The 26,881-nt window shown below is 61.7% G+C and carries 29 protein-coding genes; 17 read left to right on the top strand and 12 right to left on the bottom strand.

Features of this window, described 5'->3' with window-relative positions; all coding sequences use genetic code 11:
• Positions 1–390 precede the first annotated feature (390 nt).
• Positions 391–1,521 (bottom strand): ERF family protein, encoded by a 1,131-nt coding sequence (locus tag LRP30_RS09165; RefSeq protein WP_249760100.1) that lies wholly within the window; start codon positions 1,519–1,521, stop codon positions 391–393.
• Entirely contained in the window at positions 1,505–2,329 is an 825-nt protein-coding gene (locus tag LRP30_RS09170) for a YqaJ viral recombinase family protein (protein ID WP_249760101.1), read from the bottom strand. Before LRP30_RS09170 ends, LRP30_RS09165 begins: the two co-directional genes overlap by 17 nt.
• A 64-nt stretch (positions 2,330–2,393) precedes the next feature.
• On the opposite strand from LRP30_RS09170, the gene LRP30_RS09175 reads away from it, so the two are divergent.
• Positions 2,394–2,657, top strand: coding sequence for a helix-turn-helix domain-containing protein (locus LRP30_RS09175; RefSeq protein WP_249760102.1), 264 nt, complete (start codon positions 2,394–2,396; stop codon positions 2,655–2,657).
• A 185-nt stretch (positions 2,658–2,842) separates the two neighbouring features.
• On the opposite strand, the gene LRP30_RS09180 is transcribed toward LRP30_RS09175, so the two are convergent.
• The 7 genes from LRP30_RS09180 to dctP form a co-directional block, all read right to left on the bottom strand.
• Positions 2,843–3,370: a hypothetical protein gene (locus LRP30_RS09180; protein WP_249760103.1), complete on the bottom strand. Its 528-nt coding sequence runs from the start codon at positions 3,368–3,370 to the stop codon at positions 2,843–2,845.
• A 155-nt stretch (positions 3,371–3,525) separates the two neighbouring features.
• Complete coding sequence (locus LRP30_RS09185; RefSeq protein WP_249760104.1) at positions 3,526–3,783, bottom strand: hypothetical protein; 258 nt, start codon at positions 3,781–3,783, stop codon at positions 3,526–3,528.
• Positions 3,784–3,993: 210 nt separating this feature from the next.
• A complete protein-coding gene (locus LRP30_RS09190) occupies positions 3,994–4,899 on the bottom strand; it encodes a tripartite tricarboxylate transporter substrate binding protein (RefSeq protein WP_249760105.1) in 906 nt (301 codons plus the stop codon).
• Positions 4,900–5,052: 153 nt separating this feature from the next.
• Entirely contained in the window at positions 5,053–5,970 is a 918-nt protein-coding gene (locus tag LRP30_RS09195; protein ID WP_249760106.1) for an SMP-30/gluconolactonase/LRE family protein, read from the bottom strand.
• A 13-nt stretch (positions 5,971–5,983) separates the two neighbouring features.
• Positions 5,984–7,291: a TRAP transporter large permease gene (locus tag LRP30_RS09200; protein ID WP_249760107.1), complete on the bottom strand. Its 1,308-nt coding sequence runs from the start codon at positions 7,289–7,291 to the stop codon at positions 5,984–5,986.
• A complete protein-coding gene (locus LRP30_RS09205) occupies positions 7,288–7,842 on the bottom strand; it encodes a TRAP transporter small permease (protein ID WP_249760108.1) in 555 nt (184 codons plus the stop codon). The genes LRP30_RS09200 and LRP30_RS09205 overlap by 4 nt, the downstream gene beginning before the upstream one ends.
• A 6-nt stretch (positions 7,843–7,848) precedes the next feature.
• Positions 7,849–8,847: a TRAP transporter substrate-binding protein DctP gene (gene dctP / locus LRP30_RS09210; RefSeq protein WP_249760109.1), complete on the bottom strand. Its 999-nt coding sequence runs from the start codon at positions 8,845–8,847 to the stop codon at positions 7,849–7,851.
• A gap of 210 nt (positions 8,848–9,057) precedes the next feature.
• On the opposite strand from dctP, the gene LRP30_RS09215 reads away from it, so the two are divergent.
• From LRP30_RS09215 to LRP30_RS09235, 5 genes are all read left to right on the top strand, one after another.
• A complete protein-coding gene (locus LRP30_RS09215; RefSeq protein WP_249760110.1) occupies positions 9,058–10,254 on the top strand; it encodes a CoA transferase in 1,197 nt (398 codons plus the stop codon).
• A gap of 58 nt (positions 10,255–10,312) precedes the next feature.
• Positions 10,313–11,461 carry an acyl-CoA dehydrogenase family protein gene (locus LRP30_RS09220; protein WP_249760111.1) on the top strand — a complete coding sequence of 383 codons (1,149 nt, stop codon included), beginning with the start codon at positions 10,313–10,315 and terminating at the stop codon, positions 11,459–11,461.
• A 22-nt stretch (positions 11,462–11,483) separates the two neighbouring features.
• Positions 11,484–12,566, top strand: a complete 1,083-nt coding sequence (locus LRP30_RS09225) for an acyl-CoA dehydrogenase family protein (protein WP_249761731.1) — start codon at positions 11,484–11,486, stop codon at positions 12,564–12,566.
• 204 nt (positions 12,567–12,770) lie between these two features.
• Positions 12,771–13,976, top strand: a complete 1,206-nt coding sequence (locus LRP30_RS09230) for an ABC transporter substrate-binding protein (protein WP_249760112.1) — start codon at positions 12,771–12,773, stop codon at positions 13,974–13,976.
• 85 nt (positions 13,977–14,061) lie between these two features.
• Entirely contained in the window at positions 14,062–15,249 is a 1,188-nt protein-coding gene (locus tag LRP30_RS09235; protein WP_249760113.1) for a CoA transferase, read from the top strand.
• Between the two features lie 280 nt (positions 15,250–15,529).
• Here the strand turns inward: LRP30_RS09235 and LRP30_RS09240 are convergent, their stop codons facing one another.
• A complete protein-coding gene (locus LRP30_RS09240) occupies positions 15,530–15,706 on the bottom strand; it encodes a hypothetical protein (RefSeq protein ID WP_249760114.1) in 177 nt (58 codons plus the stop codon).
• 36 nt (positions 15,707–15,742) lie between these two features.
• Between LRP30_RS09240 and LRP30_RS44920 the strand changes: the two genes are divergently transcribed.
• Positions 15,743–15,877, top strand: a complete 135-nt coding sequence (locus LRP30_RS44920; RefSeq protein ID WP_256477656.1) for a hypothetical protein — start codon at positions 15,743–15,745, stop codon at positions 15,875–15,877.
• Here the strand turns inward: LRP30_RS44920 and LRP30_RS09245 are convergent.
• Positions 15,874–16,704 (bottom strand): helix-turn-helix domain-containing protein, encoded by an 831-nt coding sequence (locus LRP30_RS09245; protein ID WP_247305393.1) that lies wholly within the window; start codon positions 16,702–16,704, stop codon positions 15,874–15,876. The genes LRP30_RS44920 and LRP30_RS09245 overlap by 4 nt on opposite strands.
• Before the next feature lie 217 nt (positions 16,705–16,921).
• Here LRP30_RS09245 and LRP30_RS09250 point away from each other — a divergent pair, with 217 nt between their 5' ends.
• A complete protein-coding gene (locus LRP30_RS09250; protein ID WP_249760115.1) occupies positions 16,922–17,263 on the top strand; it encodes a hypothetical protein in 342 nt (113 codons plus the stop codon).
• A 21-nt stretch (positions 17,264–17,284) separates the two neighbouring features.
• On the opposite strand, the gene LRP30_RS09255 is transcribed toward LRP30_RS09250, so the two are convergent.
• A complete protein-coding gene (locus tag LRP30_RS09255) occupies positions 17,285–18,091 on the bottom strand; it encodes an enoyl-CoA hydratase-related protein (protein WP_249760116.1) in 807 nt (268 codons plus the stop codon).
• A 105-nt stretch (positions 18,092–18,196) separates the two neighbouring features.
• Between LRP30_RS09255 and LRP30_RS09260 the strand changes: the two genes are divergently transcribed.
• From LRP30_RS09260 to LRP30_RS09300, 9 genes are all read left to right on the top strand, one after another.
• Entirely contained in the window at positions 18,197–18,976 is a 780-nt protein-coding gene (locus LRP30_RS09260) for an IclR family transcriptional regulator (RefSeq protein WP_249760117.1), read from the top strand.
• 139 nt (positions 18,977–19,115) lie between these two features.
• Complete coding sequence (locus tag LRP30_RS09265; protein WP_249760118.1) at positions 19,116–19,862, top strand: dienelactone hydrolase family protein; 747 nt, start codon at positions 19,116–19,118, stop codon at positions 19,860–19,862.
• Positions 19,863–19,996: 134 nt separating this feature from the next.
• A complete protein-coding gene (locus LRP30_RS09270) occupies positions 19,997–21,109 on the top strand; it encodes an ABC transporter substrate-binding protein (protein WP_249760119.1) in 1,113 nt (370 codons plus the stop codon).
• Positions 21,110–21,179: 70 nt separating this feature from the next.
• The gene (locus LRP30_RS09275) at positions 21,180–22,022 is read left to right on the top strand and encodes a branched-chain amino acid ABC transporter permease (protein ID WP_247305410.1); all 843 of its coding nucleotides are present in this window, start codon (positions 21,180–21,182) and stop codon (positions 22,020–22,022) included.
• Between the two features lies 1 nt (position 22,023).
• Complete coding sequence (locus LRP30_RS09280; protein WP_249760120.1) at positions 22,024–23,061, top strand: branched-chain amino acid ABC transporter permease; 1,038 nt, start codon at positions 22,024–22,026, stop codon at positions 23,059–23,061.
• The gene (locus LRP30_RS09285; RefSeq protein ID WP_249760121.1) at positions 23,042–23,827 is read left to right on the top strand and encodes an ABC transporter ATP-binding protein; all 786 of its coding nucleotides are present in this window, start codon (positions 23,042–23,044) and stop codon (positions 23,825–23,827) included. The genes LRP30_RS09280 and LRP30_RS09285 overlap by 20 nt, the downstream gene beginning before the upstream one ends.
• Positions 23,814–24,530, top strand: a complete 717-nt coding sequence (locus LRP30_RS09290; protein ID WP_346016209.1) for an ABC transporter ATP-binding protein — start codon at positions 23,814–23,816, stop codon at positions 24,528–24,530. Before LRP30_RS09285 ends, LRP30_RS09290 begins: the two co-directional genes overlap by 14 nt.
• Before the next feature lie 37 nt (positions 24,531–24,567).
• Complete coding sequence (locus LRP30_RS09295) at positions 24,568–25,794, top strand: CoA transferase (protein WP_249760122.1); 1,227 nt, start codon at positions 24,568–24,570, stop codon at positions 25,792–25,794.
• 10 nt (positions 25,795–25,804) lie between these two features.
• Positions 25,805–26,875: an acyl-CoA dehydrogenase family protein gene (locus tag LRP30_RS09300; RefSeq protein ID WP_249760123.1), complete on the top strand. Its 1,071-nt coding sequence runs from the start codon at positions 25,805–25,807 to the stop codon at positions 26,873–26,875.
• The last annotated feature ends 6 nt before the right edge of the window (positions 26,876–26,881 follow it).

Below are 26,881 nucleotides of genomic sequence, written 5' to 3' on the forward strand. Positions count from 1 at the left end.
GCTACGATAGCTTTGTCGACCGAGACTAGCCGGAAGTAAGTGCCGCGATGAGATGTTAGGCCGATCATGCGCGCGTTCTTGATGGACGAGACGGCACGTTGCTCTGCTTCGAACACTTCGTTGCTTGTAGTGAGCGAAAGACTACGACTGCAGGTGCTAAATGGTAAGCGCCGCCATTCCGCCCGAGCCCTCCTGGGACACGCAGCCTGTTCCTGCTTCGTGCCCTTCCTACATACTAGCGGTATCCATACCGAGCCTCGTCAGCAACACCTCCTTGAGGAGCTCGGCGCCGCTTGGCTGACCTTAACACTGAGCAAGATGCCCAGTGTTCGAGGGTGAGGCTTTTAACATCAACCCATCAGTACTCACAAGAAATTCTAGGGTGGAATATCATTGTGCGGCCGAGCTTCTGTGAATGGGGCTCGACATCCAGAGCTGCTTTGCGATAGGCAGCGGCAAGACTTGCATGTCTGACCACCATGCCTTCTCGTTGCCTTTTCGGTGCAGCTGTTGATGATGTGCCCTGCACAAAGGAACGGTAAATTCGTCACTCACTTTGCGTCCCAAGGATCTAGGCTGAGCGAACTTGACGTGATGTGGATCGCAAGGCGTCTGCTTGCAGATCAGACACGGTTGTGTTCTGACGAACTGTAAATGTGCCTTGCTTCGCTTCCGCGCTGGCTCCTTAGGAAAAGCCAGCTGCCCCTGCAAGTCGGCGCGGGAATTGTCTCCTGAATGATTCGCTTCACCCGAGGAGAAATCGTCCTGAGTTTGTCCACGACCCGCTGGGGCGAGTTGGTCTTCCGCAACGTTAGTACCGAATGATTCCAGCTTCGTGAGTTTCTGTTGATAAGCATCTTCGACGCTGCGGGCATCGGCCTGAGCGAGGGAGTTCTTAATAGGTAGGGTTCTCTTTGCCCAAACCAGAAGATCGTCGCTTGTTTCCAAAGGAGCGATTTCACCGAGCAGTTGGTCGCGCAGCTCGGAGGATTTATTCTGGTTTAGGATTGCTGGACGCTCCCCATTGATCTTGGGAGACTTGCTCTTCGGGCTTGGGGCGATGTTCGGCTCAGGCGGCGTGGGCGGCGCGGCCGAACTATCAGGGGCATCGAGATCATCCTCGCCGGCAATGCCAACTAGTGCAAAGAGCGCATACCTGCGCGCATATGTGAGTGCCGCTCCCATTCGATGGGGAGCCTCCAGGTCTTTGCCGGCACACACCGGAAGGTCCGACGAAATCCACTCCCCCGACGAGTGGGCAAGAAGCGTGGTGAGGTAGATATGGCCGGTCGCCTGTTCGGTTCGCGTCGTCTGAATTGTTGCAATTTCTTGCTGGCTCAACGTCTTCCGCACGACGTCAAGCCCGCTTGCGAGCGAGGCGTAGCGGAAGGTTCGGCTTCCTTCTCTCGGGAACGGCGAGTAGATGGTGGCAGTCATTGTCTTCTCAGGATTAGTCAGCTCGCCCTGTGCTTTGGCTAAAGCCGCGGCGATGGCGCCAATGCGCTCACTGGACCGGTGCATGAGCGACCTCTATCGAAAACACCTCGAAGCTGATTGCGCCTGATTTGGAGCGTTTGGCCTTGATGCCGTGACCAGTTGCTTCCTTCGCGTCCTCAGGCACCAGCTTCTTCAGTTCGGCCTTGGCAAATTCATGATCGCTATGGGCTTCCCGAGTGCGAAGATAAACTGCAGCGAGCTCTGCCCAAGAATTGGATGCTGCCATGTCGACGATCTTGACCGCCTCAAGCCGCGGCCGGGGCGTCTCGATGTTGAACAGCACGGGCGGCTCGCCAGTCTGCACGCAACGCCAGAACTTCTTTTCCGCAGTGAGGAGGAGGTGCTGGTACAGCGGGTCAGCATGAACAGTGATCTCGATCCACTTGCCGCCTCCGGTAATGATCGAAAGCACTGCTGAACGTGCCGCCACGACCCACATGTTGTGCTGCAGCTGAGCCATGTGTTTCTCGGCTGCCGCTTCTTCGGAGAAATTCCAGGGCAGCATGAACTTGGCCTCATACACCGCACCGGTTTGCTGCACCCTTCCGTCCAAGGTAGCCCCCATCCATTTGTGGATCGGGTGCCTGACCTTTCTCTGCACGTCTTCAACGCTGTGGCCGCTCACGCGCTCATACCAAGTGCGGTTGAGATCCTCGGTGATGCTGCCGAGCTGGACGATCAAGTCATTGCTGAAATCCTGTGGCAGCGCTTCGCCCCGCTTCTCGCGCCAAAGCCGGAGCAGCTTGTCCTGATCGTCCCCCATGATGATGCGGGCGTCGGACCCGCCAATGTAGTAACGGCGATCGACTCTTGAGTTGGCAATTGCGTGCATAGTTGTAATTCTCCGCCATCCGATTCAACCTCATATGATACCAAAAGTATCAATCACACCTCAAATGTCAATACTAAAAGTATCAATTCGTCAGGTGAAGGCTGCACGTGCCCTCTTGGGTTGGTCGCAAGACGAGTTGGCTCATTCCGCCGGCGTTTCGATTCCCACGATTAAGCGGCTGGAAGCGTCGGACGACTCCCTCGGCGGGCGAGCCGAGACGTCTTCAAAAATTTTGCGGGCTTTGCAGGCTGCCGGGATCGAGTTCATAGAGGAAAACGGAGGCGGCCCTGGTGTCCGCATGCGTAAGCCGACGCCTAGACGCGGCTAGTGCAGGCACTCTAAATTGCTATCTATCGAGAAGGCTTTCTTCCGCCACGGAGCGGCCGCGGCAGTGGCTCGTTCCGAGCCGGCGGCGAGTGCGGGTTTAGGCGAGTTGGTCCGAAGGTGCGTCGGAATCTTTCAATCCGGCTCACGTAACCTTCCTTGCATTTTCCAAGGCATAGGAACGCGTAGCTAGCGTCGAAGTATTTTGGTCGCGAGAAACTTGAAAAGCGGGGGCTTTGGGCCCTGAGGCCAGGGCAGGGCCGTATAGTCGAGGCCGACCGCGTCCACCAAGCTACGCATGCCCTCGGACCAGCCGAGCAATTCGATCATTGAGCGACAATCGAGCCGCTTGTCCTGAGCCCATCCCTCGAGGAGATCGGCTAGTCCGGATAATTCAAACCCCGACGAAGCGACGAGATGGTAGACAGAAGGTGTGGCATAATAGCGCCGCACCGCTTCGGCCTCATGAGAAGCGATAGGCCGTTCGAAGGGTCTTCTGTGTACGACGAAGTCACGGATGTCGTATTCCAACCGACATTCACATCTGCGCTTTGCAGCTGTCATTGCCTTGCCGCTTAGCTCAAGGATGTGAGACATCTTCAAATGAAGACGGCTTTGCATGTTTAAATCGCTGCCTCTGTAGGCCGCCACGAGAGTGGTGAACTGCTTTGCATAGAGCAGTAGCAAACGTTCAGAACCAAAATATCTGTTCTTCATTTCATTCAGCCGAATCGCAATGGGCAGAGCTGGCGCAACGTGTTGGACCAAAGAAATGGGGACCCATTTATCGGTCCGCTAGAGCTACCGTTGGAAGTAGTTTTCGGAAACCCAATTACCGTGTCCGCGGCGTCGCCTGTGAGCAGATGCGAGAGCTAACGTCGCGGCGTTCGTCCGCGTATACGGTCGAAGCCCTGCTTGATCGCTGCGAAGCGCTTGTCGACGAACGGTTCGTGCTCAGTATCGGTGAAAATGTAGGGCCGGTCGTTTTCGATGGCCTCGCGAACCAGTTCGCCCACATAGAGCGGATCAATGCCGTTATTGATCCGTTCCTGCAGTGCCTTGATGGACTCGGCGCGGGGGCCTTCTGTCGGCGGAGGGCTGCCGACAGCCCCAGGAAATCGCTGCGGCACGTTAGAAATGGGGCTGGACCACCTATTGTCGAACTTAGCGAATGGCTGGTGTAGGCGTTCCGGAGGCGCAGAGCCTGAACGCCACCGTCTTTCGATGACGACCGGCCGCTCGGCATGGAGTTGGTCGGTCCGCATCCGTCCGAGAATGTGCTTGCCCCGCCGGATATCAATGAGGGATAGGCATAAGCGGCGAGCTCTGCTGGATTAAAGCTATTTCGGCTCGGCCAGCTCGCTGGCGAGCGGCTGCAACGCCTTCGTCATCTCGTCGAGGCGCTTCTGCCATTCGGCTCCGGGCATGAAGGCGAGCACCGGAGCATCACCAGGTGAGCTCTTGACGTAGTCGGGATCCCTGAGGCTCTCAGCGATTGCAGATTCCAGCTTCTTCGCGACGTCGTCAGGTGCCCCCTTCGGCAGCGCAAAGCCGCGCTCCGCGGTCATGATGACGGGAACGCCGGCTTCCTCGGCGGTGGGTACGCCGGGCAAGGACGGGGAACGAGCCTTCGACAGAATTGCGATGGCCCGGAGCTCTCCCTTGTTCGTGCCGTGCAGCTCGGGCACTTCGCTCAGGCTGACCATTCCGATATCGAGATGGCCGCCGAGGACGTCGGTCCTCTGCGCCGCTGTCCCGCGATAGGAAATCTCGTTCGGCTCGACGCCGGCGGCCTTTGAAAGCATGCGGATGGCCAAATGGCCGTTCGTGCCAGCGCCGTTATGGCCGAATGTGACCGAACCGGGCTTCTTGCGCAATGCGCCGAGCACACTTGCCAGCGTCGTGAACGGGCTGTCGTTGCGAACGACGATCACGCTGGGATCGTCGACCACGCGCGCGACCAGACGGATCTCGTCCATGGTGTATTGGGTCTTCCGCGTCATCGGCAGGAAGTTGTAGCCGGGCACGTTGACCACGCCCATCGAGTAGGCATCGGGGGCCGCGCGTGCGATCGCGGTGAACGCGATCTCGCCGCCGGCGCCGGGCTTGTTGAGGACGACAAATCTCGCGTTTCCGAGCCTCTTCTCGACGAAAGGAAGAAGCTTGCGGGCCATGACGTCGGTCCCGCCACCCGCGGCGAAGCCAACCACGACCTCGATCGGTTTGTCGTCGGGCCATGCGGCCATCGCCGATCCCGAAGCGGTCAGGCCAAGCATCAGTATGACTGTTCGAACCTTCCTCAACATGAAGGCTGCCCTTTCATTCTTCGTAATAAACAATTATCCGGCTGTTCTGTCGTGACCTGCCTGGCCCCGAGCCCTTGCCAACCTCTTCCAGCACTATCGATGCGATGCCATGACTCGTCCAGCAACGGGAACGCGCGCGACCAGGATGCAGCCGCTCTCGGATTCCGTGATGTAGAGGCTCTTGTTGTCGGCGCCGCCATAGGCCACGTTGGTGGTGGCTAGGCCCTGGCAGGAGCGGATCCGATAGAGTGGCTCGCCGAGGCGGCTGAAGATCCAGACCGTGCCAAGGCCGGCGTGAGCGATGGCAAGGTTGTCCTGCTCGTCCATCGCGAGGCCGTCGGGGCCGCCGAGGCTCCCGGACAGTTGGATGAAGATCCCGACCTTCGATGCGGTGCCATCAGGCATCAGCGGTATTCGCCAGATCGCATTGCCCCGCGTGGCGGCAACGTAAAGGATATGTTCGCTGCCGTTGAGCACGAGGCCGTTCGGACTGGGGACGTTGTTGACGATCTGGTCGAGCGTTCCGTCCACGCGTAGGCGATAGACGCGGCCAGTTGGGTCGTGCATGCCGGTCTGGCCCTGGTCGGTGAAGTAGATGTTGCCGTTACCGGCGAAGACCAGGTCGTTGACGCCCTTGAAACGCTCTGACCAGCGTCGCTCCAGCATAGAGGTGACCTTGCCGCTGGCCGGGTCGAGCGTCATGAGGCCATGACGATAGTCCGTGATCACGATCCGCCCGTCGCACGCGATCTTCAATCCGTTCGGCTCGCCGTCGTATTCGGCGACCAGCGTGAACTCCCCCGCCGGCGAGATCCGGAAGATCCGCCCATAGGGAATATCGACGATATAGAGATTGCCGTCGCGGTCGAACGACGGACCCTCGATGAAGGAGTCCGCCGTCAGGCCGCGGCGGTTGACCAGCGACCAGGCATTGTCGGGGTCCTTGCGGCGGAATTTGTCCGGCAGGCGGGCGAAGACCTCGGTCTTGATCTCTTGGGGTGGTGCGTACATTAGGGCATCTCGCTTAAGGCACGGCAGTGACTTGTGAAGGCAGCCACATTGCGATTTCGGGGAACATGACGAGCAGGCCGAGCAGCACGAACATGATCAGGTGAAACGGGATCGTGCCCGCGACGACGTCGCTCAGCTTGCCGGTCCAGATGCTCTGGATCACGAACAGATTGATGCCGATCGGCGGGGAGATCTGGCCCATCTCGATGAAGAGGACCAGGATCACGCCGAACCAGATCGCATCGATGCCGTACTGAACGAGAACGGGATAGAGCAGCGGCACCGTCACCACGATCATGCCGAGGCTTTCGACCAGGCAGCCCAGCACCGTGTAGAGAACGAACAGGGCGAAGAAGAACTCCAGCTTCGAAAGCTTAAGATTGACCAGGAATTGGGTGATCTGCTCACCGACGCCGGCGTAACTGATCGCGTAGGAGAACAGGAAGGCGGCATAGACGATGAACAGGATGTTGCCGCACACGCGCACGGTGGTCTGCAAGGCGCGCCAGAGGATCGCGACGCTGAACTCGCCCCAGAACACCGCAATGATCATCGCCAGCACGCAGCCGACCGCCGCTGCCTCGGTCGGCGTGACCAGCCCCGAATAGATGCTGCCGATGGTCCCGCCGATCAGCGCCATGAAGGGGATGACGTCGAGCAGAGCTGCGAGGAATTCGCGAACCGACCGGGCGCCGACTTCGATTGGAGCGGTCCCGGCCTTGAACCAGGCATGCACCGCGATATAGGCCATGAACATCGCCGTCAGTAGCAGGCCGGGCATCACGCCGGCCATGAACAGTTTTGCGACGGAAGTCTCGGTGAAGGTGCCGTAGACGATCATCGCGATACTCGGCGGGATCAGGATGCCCAGCGTGCCTCCCGCCGCCAGCGAACCCGCGGACATCCGCGGACTGTATTTGCGCTTCTGCAGTTCGGGGAGCGCGACACGCCCGATCGAGGCGGCGGTGACCACGCTCGAGCCGCTGATGGCGGCGAAGATCGCGCAACCGGCGATGTTGGTTTGCAGCAGGCCGCCGGGGATCCAGGACACCAGCTTGGACAGGCCATGATAAACCCGCAAGCTAAGGCGGCTCTCCTGAAGGATTTCTGCCATCAGGATGAACAGGGGAATGGCACTCAGCGTGAAGCTGTTCATGCTGCCCCAGCTGACGAGGCCGATGCCCTTCAAGCCGGGGAGGCCTGCGTGCAGGAGCAAATAGAGGACGGATGGCACCGTGATCGCAAACGGGATCGTCATGCCTGCGCAAAGCAGGCCGATGAAGATCGCCAGCACAAAAATCAGTTCGACGCCCGCGGTCATGGCTGCGCACTCCTGCGAAGGCAGCGAACCCTGGCCAGGATGGTCCGGACGAGGGCGAGGCAGAGCAGGAACATGCCGATCGCCATGGTGGTTTGTGGCATCCACAGCGGCGTCTGGAGCGGCGTGGGCGCCACGTCCTCCGAGCGCCACGAGTTCATGACCAGGCGCGCGAGCTGCCAGGTGATAAATGCGGAGGCGACCAGCGACATCAGGTCGAACAGGATCTGCGAAATAAGCCGGGCGGATTGTCCGAGGCGGGCCTGGACCAGTTCGACCCGGTGAAACGCGCCATGGGCTTCGGCGACTGACATGCTCAGGAAGGTCGTCGCCACCAGCAGATAACCGCCGATCTCGTCGGTGATCTGAAGCGACGTCGCGAACACATTGCGCGCAATCGCCTCGGCCCCGATCAGGACGATCATGCCGATCAGCAAGAGCGCGCAGACGGCTTCCGAGGCGTTCTCCACCGGGCCGGGGCCCGATGAGACGTTGTCGATGAGGTGGACGGCGCCGTCAGGCGCCACCTCCTTGATCTCGATGCTGCTGGCCATGTCCGATCACCGGCCGAGCGCCGCACGAACCTGCTTGAGCGCCGCCGCAGCATCCGGCCCCTTCGCCTTTGCCCATTCGTCCCAATAGGTCGAGATTACCTTCGTACCGACGTCGAGATCGCCGGGCTGCTGCTCGGTCACCGTCATGCCGCCTTCGGCGAACTTCTTGCTGAGACTGTCTTCCTCATCCGCCATGGACTTGGTGATCAGCGGCATGTTGTCGGCAACGGCCTTGCGGACCTTGGCCTGGATCTCCGGCGACAGCTTGTTAAAGCGGTCCTTGTTCACGATGACGACGGAGTTGAAATAGTTGATGCCTAGCCGGTAGTTGAACTTCAGCAGGTCCTTCCAGGTATTTCCGCCGCCGGTGTTCGCCGTGAGCACGCCGTCGACGATGCTGCGGTCGAGTGCGGAGGGAACTTCCGGGGCGCCGAGCGTGACCGGCACGCCGCCGAGCCGCTTGATGAATTCGCTCTGCTCGGGCGAGGTCACGCGGATCTTCTGGCCCTTGATGTCGGCCAGCGCGGTCAGCTTCTTGCTCGAAAACGCGACTTGGTAGGGATAGAGATATTGCCCAAGCACCAGGACGCCCTTCTTCTCGAAGGCCTTCTCCAGGTACGGCGCCATAATGTCCGCCGCCTTCTTGTATTCATGGAGCGAGCGGATCAGCATCGGCAGCCGCAGGACACCGCCGATCGGCACGTTGCCGAGGAAATACCCGTCGTCGCCCATCTGCACGACGTCGTCGCTGACGGCCTGGGTGATGGTGGTGGTGTTGATGGGGAGCGATCCTCCGAGGTGCAGCCGGACCGACAGCTCGCCGCCGGTGTCCTTTTCAATCTGCTCGGCGACGGCATTCATGCCCTTGGCCGCTGCCACAGTTGCTACGGGATTGTAGATGTAAAGATCCCATTTCTCGGCGGCTGCGGCTGGCGCCGCGAAGCCGGCCAATGCAATAGCCCCCGCGATCACGCCCGCAAGTTGGCGACGGCTCGTCGATATCATTGTTTTCTCCCAAGTCTTTTTTTGGTTGGGCGAAACTATGTTTGATCGCCTTCCCGCCAGCAAGAGAGCGAAGGGGCGTAATCAATCGCATATGTGATAATTGGCGCGACCGGGCCGAACCGTATTGATCCGATTGCAATCACGTAGAAGTTGGACGTCCCGCCCGGCACGCGCCAGTCGGCGCGGCAAGTTGAACAAGAGAGCTTCCGGATGGACACGACCCCTGCAGACGGCCCGTTAGGTGGAATTCGCGTCATCGACCTGACCAACGTGATCATGGGACCGTTTGCGACCCACATCATGGCCGATCTCGGGGCCGACGTGATCAAGATCGAGAGCGAGGAAGGTGATTCTTTCCGGACTTACCGGCCCAATCGCCATGAAGGCATGGCCGGCGGCTTTCTCCATCTCAACCGCAACAAGCGCAGCGTCATGCTCGATCTGAAGCAGCCGTCGGGGATGGATGCCCTGCGCAACCTGATCGCGACGGCCGACGTGTTCGTCCACTCGCTGCGGCCCAGGGCCATCGACAAGTTAGGGCTCGGCTATCAGGTAGTTCGCGCCATCAAGCCTGAGATCATTTATTGCGGCGCTTACGGGTTTAGCGAGAAGGGGCCTTACCGCGACAAGGCCGCCTATGACGATATCATCCAGGCCGGCTCCGGGCTCGCTGCATTGCATATGGCCGCGCGCGGCGAGCCGGCCTTCATGCCGACGGTGCTGTGCGACAAGCTGTCCGGGCAGGCGATCGCCTATTCAGTGATGGCAGCCCTGTTCCAGCGTGAGCGCGGCGGCGGAGGTCAGGCGATCGAGGTGCCGATGTTCGAAACCACGGCGGAATTCGCCTATATCGAGCATCTGCTTGGCTTCGCCTTTGAGCCGTCCCTCGGCAATCCCGGCTATAGCCGAGTCGTCAGTCCGCGCCGGAAGCCGTTTCGCACGCGCGACGGATACATGTGCATCCTGCCCTATTCGGATCGCAACTGGCGCGACTTCTTCGACTTCGTCGGCCGTCCCCAACTGAAGTCCGACACCCGCTTCTTTCCGCTGGTCGAGCGGGCAGCCCATCTCGAGACGCTCTACGAAATTATCGAGCAGGAAGCCGCCAGGCATTCCACGGCCGCTTGGGTGTCGTTCTGCGACGAGGTCAGCATTCCCTGCATGCCCGTGCTCGGCCTCGCCGATCTGCCCGACGACGAGCACATGAAGGCGGTCGGCATGTTCAGCCGGGCCGAGCACCCGTCCGAAGGAGCGTACAAATCAATCCGGGCGCCGGTGTCCTTCAGCTCGGCGCCGTTCCGGCTCCGCCGCCATGCGCCGCGGCTAGGTGAGCATACGGCCGAGATCCTCGCGGAAATCGGCGTGGACGCCGCGGAGATGGCTTCCATCAGCGGCAGTCGCAAGTGAGGCGCAGTTGACGACTGATATTCCGCCAAACAACGACTTTTGATGAATGGAGGCTAGAATGCGCGCATTCCGGTTCGAATCCCTCAAATTGCCGCCCGAGGCCGACGAGATGAGGCGCAAGGCCCGCGCCTTCCTGCAGGAGGAGCGTGACAACGGCTGTTACGCGGCCCACCGGACATCCTGGTCGACATTCGATCCGGAGTTCAGCAAGCGCGCCGCCAAGGCGGGCTTTATCGGCATGACCTGGCCGAAGCAATATGGCGGCGGCGAGTACTCCAACCTGCAGCGCTTCGTCGTGACCGAGGAAATGCTCGCGGCCGGTGCGCCGGGGGGCGCGCACTGGATCGCGGATCGGCAGTCCGGGCCGCAGATCCTCAAGCACGGCAGCGAGCGGGCGCGGGAGCTGATCCTGCCGAAGATCGCGATGGGCGAATGCTATTTCGGCATCGGCATGAGCGAGCCTGATTCCGGCTCCGACCTTGCGGCGGCCCGCACCAAGGCGGACAGGGTCGATGGCGGCTGGGTCATCAACGGCACCAAGATCTGGACCTCGAACGCGCATCGCGTTCATTACCTGATCGTGCTGGCCCGCACCGAGCCGCCGAGCGAGAACCGTCACGCCGGCCTGTCCCAGTTCATCGTGGATACGGGCTCGGAAGGTATCGAGATCAGGCCGATCATGAACCTGTCTGGCGGGCACGAATTCAACGAGGTGTTCTTCAAGAACTGCTTCGTTCCCGACGACATGATGATCGGAAAGCCCGGTGAAGGCTGGACGCGGGTGACGGGCGAACTGGCGTTCGAGCGCGCCGGCCCGGATCGTTTCATGTCTGACATCCGGCTCCTGGTCGAGCTGGTCGACAAGATCGGGCGCGAGCCGAATGAGCGGCAGGCGGTCGAGATTGGCCGGCTGGCGTCTCACTTCGCCACGCTGCGCAGGATGTCGTCGTCGATCGCCGGGCTTCTGGAGCGCGGCGAGAGCCCGGTCACGGAAGCCGCCCTCGTCAAGGACGTCGGAACGGCATTCGAAAGGGAGGTTCCGGAAATGGTGCGGAAGCTGTTGCCGATCGAGGCGAGTCTTGATGACGACGACGAGTATTCGCAGGCGATGGCGCATGTGCTGCTGCACGCGCCCTCGTTCACCATTCGCGGCGGCACGCCGGAAATTCTGCGCGGGATGATTGCCCGCGGTCTTGGCCTGCGCTGACGGGGAGGACGCCGTGGAAGACATGTCCGCCATTGTGCTCGAACAGGCCGATCGCTTGTTTGCGCAACACATTGACAAGAAGGTTCTGTCCGCGGCCGACGCAGGGCAGTGGCCCGATGCGCTCTGGAGTGCGGTGGAAGACGCCGGATTGCCGCTGGCGCTAGTGCCCGAAATGAACGGCGGGGCGGGGCTGGCCCCGGACGTTGCGGCAAACCTGATCCGCAGGTGTGCATTTCATTCCGTTCCGCTGCCGCTGGCGGAGACCATGATCGCCAACGCGCTCTGGGCCTACGCCGGCGGCGAGGTCATCGCGGGTGCTGTGACGCTTGCGCCGGTCAATCCCCAGGATCGCATCACCCTTACGTCGAATGCCACGGGCTCAACGCTGCAGGGCATCGCGCGACATGTTGCCTGGGGCAAGCAGGCACCGTCTGTGCTCGTCCTTGCTCGCGACGCGAATGGCAAAGCCTTCCTGTGCCGCGTGCCGAGCGGCAAGACGCGCTCGAACAAGACGCGTCGGAACGTTGCCTATGAGCCGCGCGAAGACGTCGATTTCGGCGGCGTGCGATTGGCCGCGAGCGACATCTTGCCGGCGCCCGCCTGCCTCGGCGCCGATGGCCTGATGCCGTTTGGCGCCGCTATCCGTGTCCAGCAGATGATCGGCGGGATGGAGCGGTGCATGGAGTATGCGCTGTCCTACTCCAATGAGCGCGTGCAGTTTGGCCGCCCGATCGCGAAATTCCAGGCGATCCAGCACATGCTGGCGATTGCGGCAGGCCAGTTTGCCGCGGCGTCGGCGGCGGGTGATGCGCTCACGGAATCGCCGAGGCTGGGCGATGACACGCTCGCCGTTGCGATCGCAAAATCCCGGTGCGGCGAATCTGCCGGGCAGGTCGCCGCGCTCTGCCATCAGGTCCATGGCGCGATGGGATTTACCCAGGAGCATCCGCTGCACTACGCCACCCGTCGTCTCTGGTCGTGGCGCGACGAATGGGGCGCTGAGCCCTGGTGGCAGGAAAAAACCGGCCGGATGATCTGCCAGCAGGGCGGCGAAGGCTTCTGGTCGCTGCTCGTCGATCGGCCGGCAGTCGCCGGCGCCGCCTAGCTCGAGGAGGTTGGACGTAGACGGCGCTGCACGACGAGCGATTGCAAGTTGCGCATAAGCGTCTGACATCTCCGCTACATCTCAAACTTCAAACCGCGAGTATAATCTCCGCCAGCGATGTCGAGATTACTGCGGCTTGGGACAATCAAGAACAAACGACACGCCGTTAGCTCGCGGTCACGGTCTTGGCGGGGAGAATTTGAAATGCAGAGAAGACAACTCGTCCTTGGCGCTTTCGCTCTATTCACAAGTTTCTGTGTCGCTTCGGCTGCAATCGCCGGCAACTACGACACGGGTGCGACGGACACGACAATCAAGCTCGGCCAGACCATGCCCTATTCGGGGCCGGCCTCGGCCTATTCCGCGATTGGTCGCGCCGAGATCGCTTATTTCAAGATGCTCAACGACAAGGGCGGCATCAACGGACGCAAAGTCGAGCTTCTCAGCATGGACGATGCATATTCGCCGGCGAAGACGGTGGAGCAGGTGCGGCGTCTCGCCGAGAGCGATGAAGTTTTGGCGATGTTCTCGATGCTCGGAACTGGTCCGAACATCGCGGCGCAGAAGTATCTCAACGCCAAGAAGATACCGCAACTATTTCCGTCGAGCGGCGCCAGCCGCTGGAATGACCCGCGGCATTTCCCCTGGACCACCGGTTCGCAGCCGACCTACAGGACGGAGGGGCGGATCTACGCGAAATGGATTCTGGCGAACAAGCCGGACGCCAAAATCGCCGTCATCACGCCGAACGAGGATCCGGGGCGCGACTATCTTGCGGGCTTCAAGGAAGGGCTGGGCGAGCACGTCAATCAGATCGTCTCTGAAGCCGTCTACGAGACATCCGATCCGACCGTCGACTCGCAGATAGTTAAGTTCAAGGCCGCCGGCGCCGACGTTGTCTTCAACGAATGCACGCCGAAATTCGCGGCGCAAGCGATCAAGAAGATCGCGGAGCTCGGCTGGAAGCCGCAGATCATCCTTCCCGCCGTCTCCAATTCCGTGGGCTCCGTGTTGGTACCGGCCGGGCTCGAGAATTCCATCGGCATCGTCACCGGCGCCTTTCAGAAGGATCCCGGCGATCCGCGGTGGGAGAATGACGCTGGCATGAAGGCCTGGCGCGAGTGGATGAAGACGTATAATCCCGGAGCTGATCCTGCCGACATCTTCAACGTCACCGGCTACACCATGGCGCAGATCATGGAGTTGGTGCTACTACGTGCCGGCAACGATCTGACGCGCGCGAACCTGATGAAGCAGACGCAGTCGTTCAAGGACGTCGAGCTGCCGATGCTGCTGCCGGGCATCAAGCTCAATACCTCGGCCGAACAGGTCACGCCGATCCGCCAGTTGCAGATGGCGCGGTTCAACGACAAATCTTGGGAGCTGTTCGGCGACGTGATCGGCGAATAGTCCAGACGCAATGACAAGCGGGCAGGTGCTCCAGCTTTTCCCGCTTGGCATTTATTGGTCGATTCCTCCAGCCCCAGTTGAAGAAATGCTGACAGGTCCCCTCAGCGGTATCCGCGTTCTCGATCTGACTAGCGTGCTGTTCGGTCCCTATGCCGCGCAGATGTTAGGCGACTGGGGCGCCGATGTCATCAAGGTCGAGCCGCCCGCCGGCGACACCTGGCGCTACACGGGTGTATTTCGTAACCGCGGCATGAGCGGCCAATTCATGGCGGTCAACCGTAACAAGCGCAGCCTCGCGCTCGATCTGAAGAAGCCCGAGGGCAAGGCCGCGCTCGCGAAGCTGATCCCAACCGTCGACGCGCTCGTCACGAATGTGCGCCCGGCCGCGATGGCGCGTCTTGGCTTCGGTTACGAGGCCTGCGCGACACTCAATCCCCGGCTGATCTATGCTGCGGCCACCGGCTTCGGCCAAGACGGTCCGTGGGCGGCGCGACCCGCCTTCGACGAAATAATCCAAGCTGCGTCAGGGCTTGCGTCATCGATCGGATCGGACGAGGAGCCTGAATTTGTCCCGAGCCTGATCGGCGACAAGATCTGCGCGATGGCGATGGTCGGCGCGGTCTCCGCCGCTCTATTCCGGCGTGAGCGCAGCGGGCAGGGCCAGATGGTCGAAGTGCCAATGCTGGAAACCATCGCCAGCTTCAACAGCATCGAGATGCTAGGCGGCCACGCCTTCGATCCGCCAATCGGCCCGATCGGCTACAAGCGAATGAAGAATCGGCGCCCGGTGCGAACCAAGGATGGTTGGCTGACCATGCTGCCTTATTCCGGGGACAACTGGTGTGGGTTTTTTGAAGCCGTGGGCCGCCCTGAATTGAGCGATGAACTCGGCGTGCGCGATCCCGTGCTACGCTCCCAGAACATCGACAAAATCTATGACCGCATGAGTGAGATCGGCCTGACCCGCACCACCGCTGAGTGGGAGGAATTACTGCTCCGGCTAGATGTGCCGCACACCGCCTTCGCCCGGCTTACTGAGATCGGGGAGCAGCCGCATCTTGCCGCCGTTGGGCTGTTCGCAGACGTCGATCACCCAACCGAAGGACGCATCCGGCAGGCGCGCCCGGCGACGAAATTCTCGGAAAGCCCGGCCGGCATCCATCGCGTCGCGCCGCACCTCGGCGAGCATTCGCGCGAGGTGCTGCGCGAGGCCGGCCTGAGCGAGGCCGAAATCCAGGCCGCCATCGACAGCAAGGCCGTCACTGCCGCATAGCTCCATGCACATCGGCCAATTCGGCCTGAGAGTAGTTTCTCTTGACTTTGCTCCTGCTGATCTGGGGCGCTCGCTTTCGGAGCGCGGCTCGGCGCTCGCATCGGTGCTTGAAGGGCAACGCAGCCCAACGGACCGGGCTGGTCAACCCCGTCGTCCCTCGGACACCATGCGTGTATTCTGAAACTCGATCATGCGCTTGCCGAAGACCGCGCGCTCCTTGACTTTCGTGGGTGAGGAAAGCTGCGAGCACGACTCATTCGCAGATTTATTGTGGAATCCGTCAATGAGTTCCGTTGAGCATGTTGAAGGTCTGCTCAAATCGCCCCTCTGCCTCCGCATCTCGCAGAACGCTCAGGCGCTTCACTTTGATCTCATGCGGAGTGGGCTGCTGGTGAAGAACTTCAATTGTCTCGTTGATGAAATCCACCAGCGGCATCGCGTGGGGGGTCTTCAGCATGGCCTGGCATCAAATCAGTGTTGCACCAAGGAAGGAATGATCTCCAGCACCTCGAACGAGGTGCCTTGGAGCTGGTGGCAGAAAAAAACCGGCCGGATGATCCGCGAGCAGGACGACGAAGGCTTGTGGCCGCTGCTCGTTGACCGGGCGGCAACCGCCGGTGCCGTCTAGCTCGAGGAGGTTGGACAAAGATAGCGCTGCACGACATCGTTGAGCAGCGCGACGATCTGCGTCTGTCGCCGCGTGATATCCTGGAGCGGGCCTGACACAGCGACAGCAAGCGCGCGGTTCCAGCCATCGATGCCCTCGGGCAGCGGTACGGCAATCGATCCGGCGCCCGGCGTGACCAGGCCGGCCGAGAAGAAGAACCCGTCACGCCGCGTTCGCTCCACATTTTCGAGCACCTGATTGATATCGATGCGCGGTATGTCGAGCGCCGCTTCCGCGTTGGTGCGCGTGCACAGGCTGCGAATCTCCTTGTCGCTGCTGGCCGTCAGCAGCGAAAATCCGGTGGCTGACCAGACGACGAGGCGCCTGGACCCGGGCGGAACGTGGAAGCGCATGGTCGCTCGCGCCTGCAAGACGTGGATATATTGCGCAAAGATGCCGCTCCGCGCGGCAATGATGACGGTGTCACCTGTTTTCTGGGAGAGCTCTTCGAGCATCCTCATCAGGCTGCCGTTTCTGACAGGGCCTTTGTCGAGCCAGGTCCCGAGCAAGGTGACGCGAGGCGAAGGCAGGAAACTGCGGCTTCCCGGCAGATAGTCCATGTAACCGAGCTCGACGAGGCAGTTGAGCAGGATCGAGGTCGACGATTGCGGAAATCCCAGCCGCTCGGCCACTTCGGCAACGCGCGCGTCCCGCTGGATCTCGTCGAAGAATTCCAGAATTCGCAGTACACGTCCCGCCGACTTGACCGATCCCGCCGCCGGCGGGCCGTAGCTCGTGGCTTCCGTGATCTGATCGTCTGCTGTTCCTGTCTTGCTTCTTCTGGCCATCGTCTGACTGTGCCGGCAATTCCGCAGACATCCGGTAACGCCGCGCCGAAATCCTTATTCCATGTCCATTTGGCGGCACGTTAGTCGGGTTGCGCTGGCAGGTCCAGTCGAGCCCATCGACAGGGCCGGTATCCAAGTTCGACGGAGCGGTCATGACTTTCACATCATGCTCCACTCACATATAGGGCCCAGGTGAATCGTACGGTCTGAGTCGCATGTGAGTTTCCAGCTTTCGATACTGAAGATTCTCGACGGGCAGACCGACGGACGGGCCAGTCTCGAGGTCATCAAGCAGCACCTTGCTATCCTCTATACGAGTGGCCAGGAATGGACCGGACGTATGAAGCGCGTGGCCGAGCGGGTGCCCGACCTTGATATATTCGGCCAGAAACTGGTGATGCGCGAGCCGGGCATGTGGAGCATCACCGCGGAAGGCCGCAGCTTTCTCGCGACCCTCGAGCAGCCAGCCGCGGCCGATCACAATATTGCCCATGCCCAGCCGAGCCCGGCTGCTCCGGCGCCCGGGGCAAGCGCTCGGCCCGGAACTCAGTTTCGTTGAAAGACGCGCGCGACCTCGCGTTCACTTGCCGGTGAAGCGCGGCGCCCGCTTTTCGACGAAATGAGCAACGCCCTCCTTAAAGTCTTCCGTTCCGCGGCAGATCACGACCTCCCTGTTCGCGAGCTGCGTGGCTTCGGCCAATGTCTGCCGGGGAGCGGCCGTCAGCTGCAGCTTGATAATGCGCATGGACCGGGGAGAGCAGAGATTGGCGAAGTCCGAAGCCATTCGTTGGACGGTTTCGCGGAAAGTGTCCGCCGGCAGCATTCTGACGAGGCCAAGCCGCTCGGCTTCCGCAGCTTCAACCACGCGCCCCGAAAGAAGAAGATCCGCGGCATTCATCGGTCCGATGAGCCGGCGCAACATCCAGGCGCTGCCGTGCTCCGCGATCAAGCCGCGCCGGGCGAAGGACGTTGTCAGCTTTGCGCCTGCGGCCATGAAGCGCAGATCGCAATAGAGCGCGATGCAAAGACCGACGCCTGCGATTGCGCCATTGATGCCCGCAATGATCGGCTTGGGAACGGCCAGGAGATAGCTGTATCGCTGCGCCAGATCATCATCGCTCTCCGGGGGGACGACCGGTGCAGCGGCGGCTGCGCTTCCTGACGCTGCGTCGGAGAGGCGGCCCATGTCGGCGCCAGCGCAGAAGCCCCGGCCTGCGCCGGTGATCACGATCGCCCGGACCTCGTCGTCCTCGGATGCGATCGCCATCAGGCGGCGCAGCTCGCTCTCCATGACCGGCGTCCAGGCGTTCATCTTGTCCGGTCGGTCGAACGTGATCGTCGCGACGCGATCGGACACTTCGAACTTCATCTGCTCTGCAGAAACCATGGGCGACCTCAGTTGGCGAGCCTTCTAGCAAACGCGAGGAACCCGCGAAATGCCTTTCGTACACGGGAAAACTTTTCTATCTATGTGAAAAAGCGAGAGGAAACCATGTCCAAAGAGGTCATCAAGACGGCCAAGCGGCTGTTCGAGATCCTGGAATATTTCGACGAAGTGCAGCGCCCCCTCAGTCTCAAGGAGGTCGCGTTGCGTTTCGGCTACCCCGTCTCAAGCGCCTCCGCGGTTCTCAAGAGCATGGTGGTGCTCGGCTATGTCGACTTCGACCGTTATTCGCGGACGTACATGCCAACCATGCGGATCGTTCAGCTCGGGCACTGGGTGCAAGGCGCGCTTTTCGGTGAGCGCGGAATTTCGGCGCTGGTCAACCACCTCAACAAGGAAACGGAAGAGACGGTCAGCATCGCGACCCAGAGCGATCTGTACATGCAATATATCCATGTCCAGCCTTCGCCGCGCACAATCCAGTTTTCGATCAGGCCCGGGACGATCCGGCCGCTTGCGCGTTCGGGTCTCGGATGGATGCTGCTGAGCGCGCGCTCTGATGAGACGATCGAGAAGCTCGTGCGCCGCATCAATTTCGAGGAAGAGGACCGGAAGAAGAAGGTCGATCTGAAGGAGCTGATGCAGAAGCTCCGCAAGATCCGCAAGGATGGCTACGTCATCTCCCTTCACACCGTGACGGCGGGGGCAGGCGTCATCGGTATGTTGTTGCCGGAGCGGCGCCACGGCCGCATCCTGGCGATCGGCGTCGGCGGGCCAGTCGATCGGCTCGTGTCCAAGCGAACGCAGATCCTGAGATCACTGCGCGAAGGTATCGACAAATTCGTCTCGCGCGAGGATGGCGCTCCCGCGCCAAAAGCCCGCAACTGACCGAGCGCCATTTTCACATATCTGTAAATACACACGCATATCTGTAATGCTCTGGCTTTCAGCTTCGGCCCGGCACATTCTTCCGCCCACTCCACGCCTTGAACGCGCGGAGATACAAAATGGTTAGAAGGGTGGAGTCGTGCAGGAGAAGGTCGTCGATCTGAAAACCAAGGACGGGGTGATGAACACGTATGTGTTTCACCCGGACCGTCCAGGACCGTTCCCTGTCGTCATCTTCTATATGGACTCGGTCGGCGTCCGCGAGGAGCTGTCCGACATGTGCCGGCGTCTCGCGACAGTCGGCTACTACGTCATCATGCCGAACATGTATTACCGCATGGTCCGCTGCGTCGATCTCGACGCCAATCGGCTGTGGGACCCCGCTTGCGCAGACAAGCTGGAGTTCATGTGGAAGCTCAACCGTCACCTCACCAACACGATGGTGATGGAGGACACTCAGGTCATGTTCGACTTCCTCGCCAATGAACCGGCGGCGCGGCAGGGCAAGACGGGATGCGTCGGCTACTGCATGAGCGGCCGCTACGTCTATCGCGCGATGGGCGTGTTTCCTGATCGCATGGCCGCCGGCGCCTCCGTCTACGGTGCGCGCCTCGTCACCGACCAGCCGGACTCCGCACATCTCGTCACCGACAAGATCAAGGGCGAGATCTACTTTGCTCTCGCCGAGCATGATCACTACGCGCCGCCCGAGATGCTCGAGCAGGTGTCGCAGGCGATCAAGACGACCGGCATCATGGGACGGATGGAATACTATCCGGAAGCCGAGCACGGCTTTGCCTTTCCAACACGGCGCCTCTACCATAAGGCCAGCAGCGAGCGGCATTGGGAGCGTCTGTTCGATCTCTTTCAGCGCAATCTGAATTGAGCTCGAACATCTGAATTGTCCTGCATTCAAGAAGGCCGCCGCGGCGTCGCCATGGGCTGGCCGGATAAAATCATAGGGGAAGAACGATGATGCATGCGGATCGCCGAAAGATCATGTTTTCGTTGGGGGCCGTCGTGGCTGCCACTGTGCAACTCGCCTACGCGCCCGGCGCGATGGCGGCCGACTCGGTCAAGATCGGCCTCGCGCTGCCCCTGAGCGGCGCGGCGGCGACTTACGGCCAGGAGTTGCAGCGCGGCGCTGAATATGCGGCGGACCTCGTCAATCAGCGCGGCGGCATTCTCGGCGGCCGGAAGATCGAGCTGGTCTTCGAGGACGAGAAGGGCACGCCGCAGGGCGGCGTCGCAGCGGTGCAGAAGCTGATGTCCGTGGGGCGCGTGAAGGCGATCACCGGGGGCACCAACAGCTCGGTCGTGCTCGCGGAATCCTCGGTCACGAAAAAGCGGATTCTGCAGGTGAACGCCGGCGCGCAGGCCGACGCCATCACGGATCAGGGCAGCCCTTGGCTGTTCCAGATCAACAATACGGTGTCGCTCAATTCGGAGGCGTTCAACGCCTACATCATCAAGACGCTGAAGCCGAAGACCGTCGCCTACATGGGCGAGAACTCCGAGTTCAACAAGACGGTGCTTGAGAAGCTCAAGGTGAGCCTCAAGTCCGCCGGCATTGAGCTGATGAGCGCATCGACCTACGACGCCGAGACCAACGACTTCACGTCCATCCTCACGAAGATCAAGGCGAGCAATCCGGACATGATCTACGTCGCCGACGCCTATCCGGCGCGCGCGGCGCAGCTCTGGAAGCAGGTGCGTCAGATCGGCGGCTTCAAGACCGAAGTGATGTCGCCGGGCGTGGTGACGCCGGGCATGATCAAGCCGTCGGAGGGCGCCATGAACGGCGTCATCACCGGCGAAATCTTCATGGCGTCCGATCCGGGGCCCGACGGCAAAGAATTCGTCGAGAACTACCAGAAGAAGTTCAACAGCGTCCCGGGCAAAGGCGAGCTGGTGATCTTCGAAGCGATCAACCTGATTGCGTCCGCGATGGACAAGGCCGGCACCGATAGCGACTACGACAAGATCTCGAAAACCATTCGGGAGGGTGCATGGCAGAGCCCGCGTGGCCTGCTCAAGTTCGACGAGAAGGGCAGGGCGCGCGCGCCGTACTTCTACATCCAGCGAGTTGAGAACGGGGCTGTCGTCCAGCTCGAGCGCGTCAGCGCGAACTGAAGATCGACCGGATTAAACGCAAAAGGTACGTACGGCTTTGGAACTTCTGGTTCAAACCCTCGTCAACGGAATGGTGCTGGGCGCCGGCTACGCCGTCATTGCCGTCGGCCTGACGCTGATCTTCGGGATCGTGGGCATTGCAAACTTCGCCCATGGCGCGTTCTTCGCCATGGGCGGCTATGCCTGCTATCTGCTGACGTCGCGAGGCCTGAACTATTTCGCCGCTGTGCCGCTCTCGGTGCTGATCGTCGTGGTCATCGGCGCCGTGACCGAATGGATCGTTATCCGGCGCAGCCTCTACGGCGACTCGCACCACGGTTCGCTCATCGTGACCTTCGCGCTCGGCCAGGCCGCGGTGGCCGGATTGATCCTGATCTTCGGGCCTGATCCGCTTCCCGTGACATCGCCGCTTGGGCAGAGCACGATGCGATTACTGGGCATCTTCGTGACCTCCCAACGCGCATTCATCTTCATCTGCTCGGTGCTGGTGCTCGGAGCGCTCGGCCTGTGGCTCCGCCTGAGCATCAAGGGCCAGCAGGTCGTGGCCGTTGCCCAGAATGCGCGTGGTGCGCTCTATTCCGGCATCGACGTGCCCTGGATCCGCGCACTCGCGTTTGTGCTCGGCGTCGCCGCCGCTGGTTTGGCCGGTGCGCTGCTGGCGCCGATTTCGACGATCTACCCGACGATGGGGTACAGCGCGCTAATCGTTGGATTCACGGTCGTGATCCTGGGCGGGATGGGCAGCATCCCCGGCGCGATGTTGGGAGCGCTGCTGATCGGCGTTGCCAACGCCCTGTTCGAGACTTTCGTGTCGGTGTCGTGGACCCCCGCGTTGGGGTGGGGACTCGTGATCGCCACGCTGCTGTTCCGGCCACAGGGACTGCTCGGCCAACTCCAGCAGCATCGGCACTGACATGGCGATTCAGGATTTCGGCACGGTGATGGACAGGAAGCAGCAGGTCGGCGCCATCGCCAGGAATAAGTCGGGGCGAATGGCGCGAGAGTCGCTCTATGTCGTATGCGCCGTTGTGGCCATCGCGGCGTTCGTATTCGCGTTCACCGATCCGTTTGTGGTCACTCTCGCCGGCTACACCTGCGCATTCGCTCTGTTCGCTCTGAGCATCAACATCATCCTCGGCGGCGTCGGGGAAGTGCCGCTCGGCCAATGTTTGTTCTTCGGCGTCGGCGCCTATGGCGCGGCGATCGGAATGGGCAAGCTGGGGCTGCCTTTCGAGGTCGCGGTGCTGATCGCGCTCGTCTTGTCCGTGGTGCTGGCCGCGATCATCGGCGTCATCACGCTGCGTCTGACCGGCGCTTATTTCTCGATCGTTTCCTGGGGCCTCACCGGCGTCGCCATGGTCGCGGCGACGAATCTCGAGGAGATCACCGGGGGTCCGCTCGGCCTGTTCGGCTTTCCACCGATCGAGATCGGCCCGCTTGAGCTGTCGGATCCGCAGACCTATTTCGCGGTCACTGCCACGATTCTTCTGCTCGCGATCCTCTTCCTGGTCGCCCTGCGCCGGTCTCCGTTCGGCGGCGCGATGGACAGCGTGCGCCAAAATCCTCATCTCGCCCGCTCAGTCGGCGTCGATGTCGCGCGTGTCCGACTGAAGGCGTTCATGCTGAGTGCGCCGTTCGCTGCGCTGGCCGGCGCGCTTGCCGTTCCCTACACCCAGATCGTGACGCCCGAGGTGTTCAGCGTCGCGAACACGGTGGATGGCCTCCTGATGGTGCTGCTGGGCGGCGCCCAGCTCGTGATCGGTCCCGTCATCGGCGCTGCGATGTTCACGCTGATACCGCAGGCCATGAACCTCGATCCGAACGTGAGGATCCTGGTGTTCTCGTCGATCATCATTCTGATCATGATGTTTGCCCCCGGGGGATTGCATCAACTGGGCCTTGCTCTGCGTGACCGGTTGGGAAGGAAGACAGATGACGATCGCAGTCGTTGAGCGTCCAGCCGTCTCGGCCCGGGACATCGTCAAGCGGTATGGCGGCGTGACGGCCCTGAACGGCGTCAGCCTCGACGTCCAGGAAGGCGAGATCTTCGGCATCATCGGTCCGAATGGCGCGGGCAAGTCGACGTTGTTCGACATCCTCTGCGGCATCACCGTGCCGACCAGCGGATCGATCCGCATCATGGGTAGCGAGATCGCAGGAATATCGCCGCATCTCATCGCGCGCGCGGGCGTCGCCCGAACGTTCCAGAGGACCGCGGTGTTCGCCGAAAGTACGGTGCTTGAAAATCTCCTGTTCGGGCGCCATGCGAGCTTTCATCACGGCGTCCTGGGCCGGATCATCGGCAGCAAATCCTATGCCGGGGATCAGCAGGCCTTCCAGGCTCGCGTCGAGGAGGTGCTCACGCTGATCGGCCTTGACGGAGAGCGACACCGCAAGGCCGGCGTGCTGGCCTACGGCGTGCAGCGCCGGCTCGCTGTCGGCATCGCATTGATGTCCGATCCGAAGATCATGTTCCTCGATGAGCCGGCTGCCGGAATGAACGGCCGCGAGACCGCCGACTTCATCGCGCTGATCCGTGCGATCGCCCCCGGACGGACGCTCCTGATCGTCGAGCACGACATGGCCGTTATCCGGCAGCTCTGTGGCCGCGCGCTCGTCGTCGTCGACGGCAAGCCGGTCGTGGTGGACGCGCCGCATCACGTTCTCAGCCATCCCGAAGTCGTGACCGCATACCTGGGGACTGATGATGACGAATGATGGCACGCTGCTGACGGTCAAGGACGTCTCGGCGGCTTATGGCAAGGTCGTTGCGCTCCGTGGCGTCTCGCTATCGGTCAATCGCGGCGAGATCGTCGCCATCTTGGGCGCCAACGGCGCCGGCAAGACCACATTGCTGAACGCGATCTCCGGCGTTCTGCCGATCGCGGCGGGCCGCATCGAATTTGCAAAACAGCGTATCGACGGCCGCAAGCCCTGGACGCTCAGCCGGGCCGGCATCAGCCACGTGCCCGAAGGGCGCGAGATCTTTCCGTCGATGACGGTCGAGGCGAATCTGAACATCGTCGATGCGTTTGGCAGCGGCCCCGTGTTCACGGTCGAGGACGTGCTGAACATGTTTCCGCGTCTGCGCGAGCGCTTCCGGCAGGCCGCCGGAAATCTCAGCGGCGGCGAGCAGCAGATGCTTGCGATCGGCCGAGGTCTGATGGCACGTCCCCGGCTCATCCTGTTCGACGAGCCGTCGCTCGGTTTGTCGCCGTTCTTCTCCAAGTTCGTGCTTGGCGCCATCGGCGCGCTGAGGGCCAAGGGCCTCTCGGCGCTTCTGGTCGAACAAAACATGCGCGCGGCGCTCAAGATCGCCGACCGCGCCTATGTGCTGAGGGTTGGCTCGATCGTGCGCGAGGGATCGGCCGGCGAAATCGCTGACGCCCCCGACATCCAGGAAGCCTATCTCGGCGCCTAGCGGACACAGCTCGTTGCAAAGGATTTGAGGCAGAGACATGCAGGGTCGACGCAATCTTCCGCTCGATGGCCTCACGGTCATCGATCTTGGTCAGGTCTATCAGGGCCCTTACGCAACGTACCTGATGGCCAAGGCCGGGGCCAAGGTAATCAAGATCGAACCGCTGGCAGGTGAGCCGGTTCGTCAGCGCGACAGCGTCAGTCGCGGCTCGGGCGCACCATTCGCAATGCTCAACGGCCACAAGAAGTGCATCACGCTCGACCTGAAATCCACGAAAGGGAAGGAAATCCTCAAGCGCCTGGTCAAGGACGCCGACGTTCTTCTGGAAAACTACGCGCCGGGCGTGATGCATCGGCTCGGCATCGGCTGGTCCGTGTTGCACGAACTCAATCCCCGGCTGGTCTACGCTTCGGGATCCGGTTACGGGCTGTCGGGCCCGGACAAGGACAATCTGGCCATGGACGTGACCGTTCAGGCCGTGTCAGGCCTCATGAGCGTCACCGGCTTTCCTGACAGCCCGCCCGTCAAGGCGGGGCCGGCGCTGGTCGATTTCATGAGTGGAATTCACCTCTATGCCGGCGTGATGACGGCATTGTACGAGCGGCAGATCACGGGCGTCGGCCGGCTCGTGGAGGTCGCGATGCAGGAGGCTGTGTTTCCTGCGCTCGCCTCGAACCTTGCCTACATGTACGACATCGGCCGGGCGCCGCCGCGCACCGGAAATCGGCACGGCGGGCTCTCCGCGGCGCCGTACAATGTCTATCCGGCGAGCGATGGGTACATCGCGATCATCGCGACCAATGACAAGCATTGGAGCAATTTGCTGCAGGCGATCGGGCGCACCGAGCTCGCAGATGATCCGCGATTTCGGGACAAAGTCGCGCGTGTTCGCAACATGGACCAAACCGACCAGTTGATTGCGGACTGGAGCTCGAAGATAACCCGACAGCAAGCCTGCGCTGCGCTCGCGAAGTTCAAGGTACCGTCCGCGCCGGTCCGCGACCTCGAAGAGGTCTGCAACGACCGGCACATGCATGCGCGCGGCATGTTGGAATGGATCGAGCACCCGCAGTTCGGACGGATCGTGATTCCGAACAGCCCCATCCGCATCCACGGCGCCGACAGGTTGCCGGCGGCGGTCTCCTCCAGATTGGGCGCGAACACCGATGAGGTGCTGACGTCGATGCTCGACATGTCCGAGCCCGAGATTGCCGCGCTGCGAACCGAGGGCGTGATCGGCCCGCGCCCCTCATCCACATTGTGAGAAAATGACGATGTCAGCTTCGGAAACCCTCGTCGTCGAAACCGCCGCGCGTGTCCTTGCGGATCTGGCCGATCCACAGACGATCGTGCAGAAGCGTGATGATGCCTGGAAGGCGCCGCTCTGGTCGTCGCTGCAGGAGATTGGCCTCGACCTCGCCTGGGTCTCGGAGACCGCCGGCGGGGCAGGGGCGTCCCTGGCCGATGGCTTCGGCATCATCCGCGAGGCAGGCCGCGCGGCATTGGCAGCGCCGCTCGCGGAAACGCTTTTGGCCGGGTGGCTGCTGGACCGTGCGGGTCTGACCGCGCCGGGCGGGCAGATGACGGTGGCACCGGTGCGGCCGAAAGATCATCTCACGCTGGACAGCACCGGCCGCATCAACGGCCGCGCCCGCATGGTGCCCTTCGCCGGCGATGTCGAGCATATCGTCGTGCTGGCCACGGCGGACGACGGGCCTGCGGTGGCTCTGGTCCGAAGGGCCGATTGCAAACTCAGGCCCGGCAAGAGTCTCGCGGACGATGCGCGCGACACCGTGGAATTCGCGAACGTGTTGCCGGTTGAATGTTCACGCGTGAAGGGTGCGGCAGCTCAAGAAAAGTATGTTCTCCTGCTGATGGGCGCGGCGGCGCGAGCGCAGCAGATTGCGGGTGCTCTGGACAGGATACTCGAGCTTTCCGTCCTGTATTCGCAGCAGCGGATCGCATTCGAAAAGCCGATCTCGAAATTCCAGGCAATTCAGCACAGCCTGGCCCGGCTCGGCGGTGAGGTTGCTGCGGCAGCGTCCGCTGCGGCGTCAGCGGCCGATACCATCGCCAACACCGGCTTCGATGATGACGCAGCTCTGCTGGAGATCGCAGCAGCCAAGATTCGTTGCAGCGAGGCCGCAGAGGTCGGTGCCGGCATCGCCCATCAGGTGCACGGCGCGATCGGGTTTACGGATGAGCACATCCTGCACCGCTTCACGCTGCGCCTGCTCTCGTGGCGGGATGAGTTCGGCGACGAAACGTTCTGGAGCCTTAAGCTTGGCGAGTTCATCACAGCCAGAGGTCCCCGGGAGCTCTGGCCCTTGCTGGCCTCTCGCTGAAAGGAG

Source organism: Bradyrhizobium sp. C-145, from assembly GCF_023375135.1.
GTDB classification, from domain to species: Bacteria; Pseudomonadota; Alphaproteobacteria; order Rhizobiales; family Xanthobacteraceae; genus Bradyrhizobium; species Bradyrhizobium zhanjiangense.

Excerpts from the sequence above, each read along its gene's own strand:
- LRP30_RS09165 (WP_249760100.1), bottom strand. The coding sequence starts at position 1,521 with ATGCACCGGTCCAGTGAGCGCATTGGCGCCATCGCCGCGGCTTTAGCC.
- LRP30_RS09170 (WP_249760101.1), bottom strand. The coding sequence starts at position 2,329 with ATGCACGCAATTGCCAACTCAAGAGTCGATCGCCGTTACTACATTGGC.
- LRP30_RS09175 (WP_249760102.1), top strand. The coding sequence starts at position 2,394 with ATGTCAATACTAAAAGTATCAATTCGTCAGGTGAAGGCTGCACGTGCC.
- LRP30_RS09180 (WP_249760103.1), bottom strand. The coding sequence starts at position 3,370 with ATGAAGAACAGATATTTTGGTTCTGAACGTTTGCTACTGCTCTATGCA.
- LRP30_RS09190 (WP_249760105.1), bottom strand. The coding sequence starts at position 4,899 with ATGGCCGCATGGCCCGACGACAAACCGATCGAGGTCGTGGTTGGCTTC.
- LRP30_RS09195 (WP_249760106.1), bottom strand. The coding sequence starts at position 5,970 with ATGTACGCACCACCCCAAGAGATCAAGACCGAGGTCTTCGCCCGCCTG.
- LRP30_RS09200 (WP_249760107.1), bottom strand. The coding sequence starts at position 7,291 with ATGACCGCGGGCGTCGAACTGATTTTTGTGCTGGCGATCTTCATCGGC.
- LRP30_RS09205 (WP_249760108.1), bottom strand. The coding sequence starts at position 7,842 with ATGGCCAGCAGCATCGAGATCAAGGAGGTGGCGCCTGACGGCGCCGTC.
- dctP (WP_249760109.1), bottom strand. The coding sequence starts at position 8,847 with ATGATATCGACGAGCCGTCGCCAACTTGCGGGCGTGATCGCGGGGGCT.
- LRP30_RS09215 (WP_249760110.1), top strand. The coding sequence starts at position 9,058 with ATGGACACGACCCCTGCAGACGGCCCGTTAGGTGGAATTCGCGTCATC.
- LRP30_RS09220 (WP_249760111.1), top strand. The coding sequence starts at position 10,313 with ATGCGCGCATTCCGGTTCGAATCCCTCAAATTGCCGCCCGAGGCCGAC.
- LRP30_RS09225 (WP_249761731.1), top strand. The coding sequence starts at position 11,484 with ATGTCCGCCATTGTGCTCGAACAGGCCGATCGCTTGTTTGCGCAACAC.
- LRP30_RS09230 (WP_249760112.1), top strand. The coding sequence starts at position 12,771 with ATGCAGAGAAGACAACTCGTCCTTGGCGCTTTCGCTCTATTCACAAGT.
- LRP30_RS09235 (WP_249760113.1), top strand. The coding sequence starts at position 14,062 with ATGCTGACAGGTCCCCTCAGCGGTATCCGCGTTCTCGATCTGACTAGC.
- LRP30_RS09240 (WP_249760114.1), bottom strand. The coding sequence starts at position 15,706 with ATGCTGAAGACCCCCCACGCGATGCCGCTGGTGGATTTCATCAACGAG.
- LRP30_RS44920 (WP_256477656.1), top strand. The coding sequence starts at position 15,743 with ATGATCTCCAGCACCTCGAACGAGGTGCCTTGGAGCTGGTGGCAGAAA.
- LRP30_RS09245 (WP_247305393.1), bottom strand. The coding sequence starts at position 16,704 with ATGGCCAGAAGAAGCAAGACAGGAACAGCAGACGATCAGATCACGGAA.
- LRP30_RS09255 (WP_249760116.1), bottom strand. The coding sequence starts at position 18,091 with ATGGTTTCTGCAGAGCAGATGAAGTTCGAAGTGTCCGATCGCGTCGCG.
- LRP30_RS09260 (WP_249760117.1), top strand. The coding sequence starts at position 18,197 with ATGTCCAAAGAGGTCATCAAGACGGCCAAGCGGCTGTTCGAGATCCTG.
- LRP30_RS09275 (WP_247305410.1), top strand. The coding sequence starts at position 21,180 with ATGGTGCTGGGCGCCGGCTACGCCGTCATTGCCGTCGGCCTGACGCTG.
- LRP30_RS09280 (WP_249760120.1), top strand. The coding sequence starts at position 22,024 with ATGGCGATTCAGGATTTCGGCACGGTGATGGACAGGAAGCAGCAGGTC.
- LRP30_RS09285 (WP_249760121.1), top strand. The coding sequence starts at position 23,042 with ATGACGATCGCAGTCGTTGAGCGTCCAGCCGTCTCGGCCCGGGACATC.
- LRP30_RS09290 (WP_346016209.1), top strand. The coding sequence starts at position 23,814 with ATGATGACGAATGATGGCACGCTGCTGACGGTCAAGGACGTCTCGGCG.
- LRP30_RS09295 (WP_249760122.1), top strand. The coding sequence starts at position 24,568 with ATGCAGGGTCGACGCAATCTTCCGCTCGATGGCCTCACGGTCATCGAT.
- LRP30_RS09300 (WP_249760123.1), top strand. The coding sequence starts at position 25,805 with ATGTCAGCTTCGGAAACCCTCGTCGTCGAAACCGCCGCGCGTGTCCTT.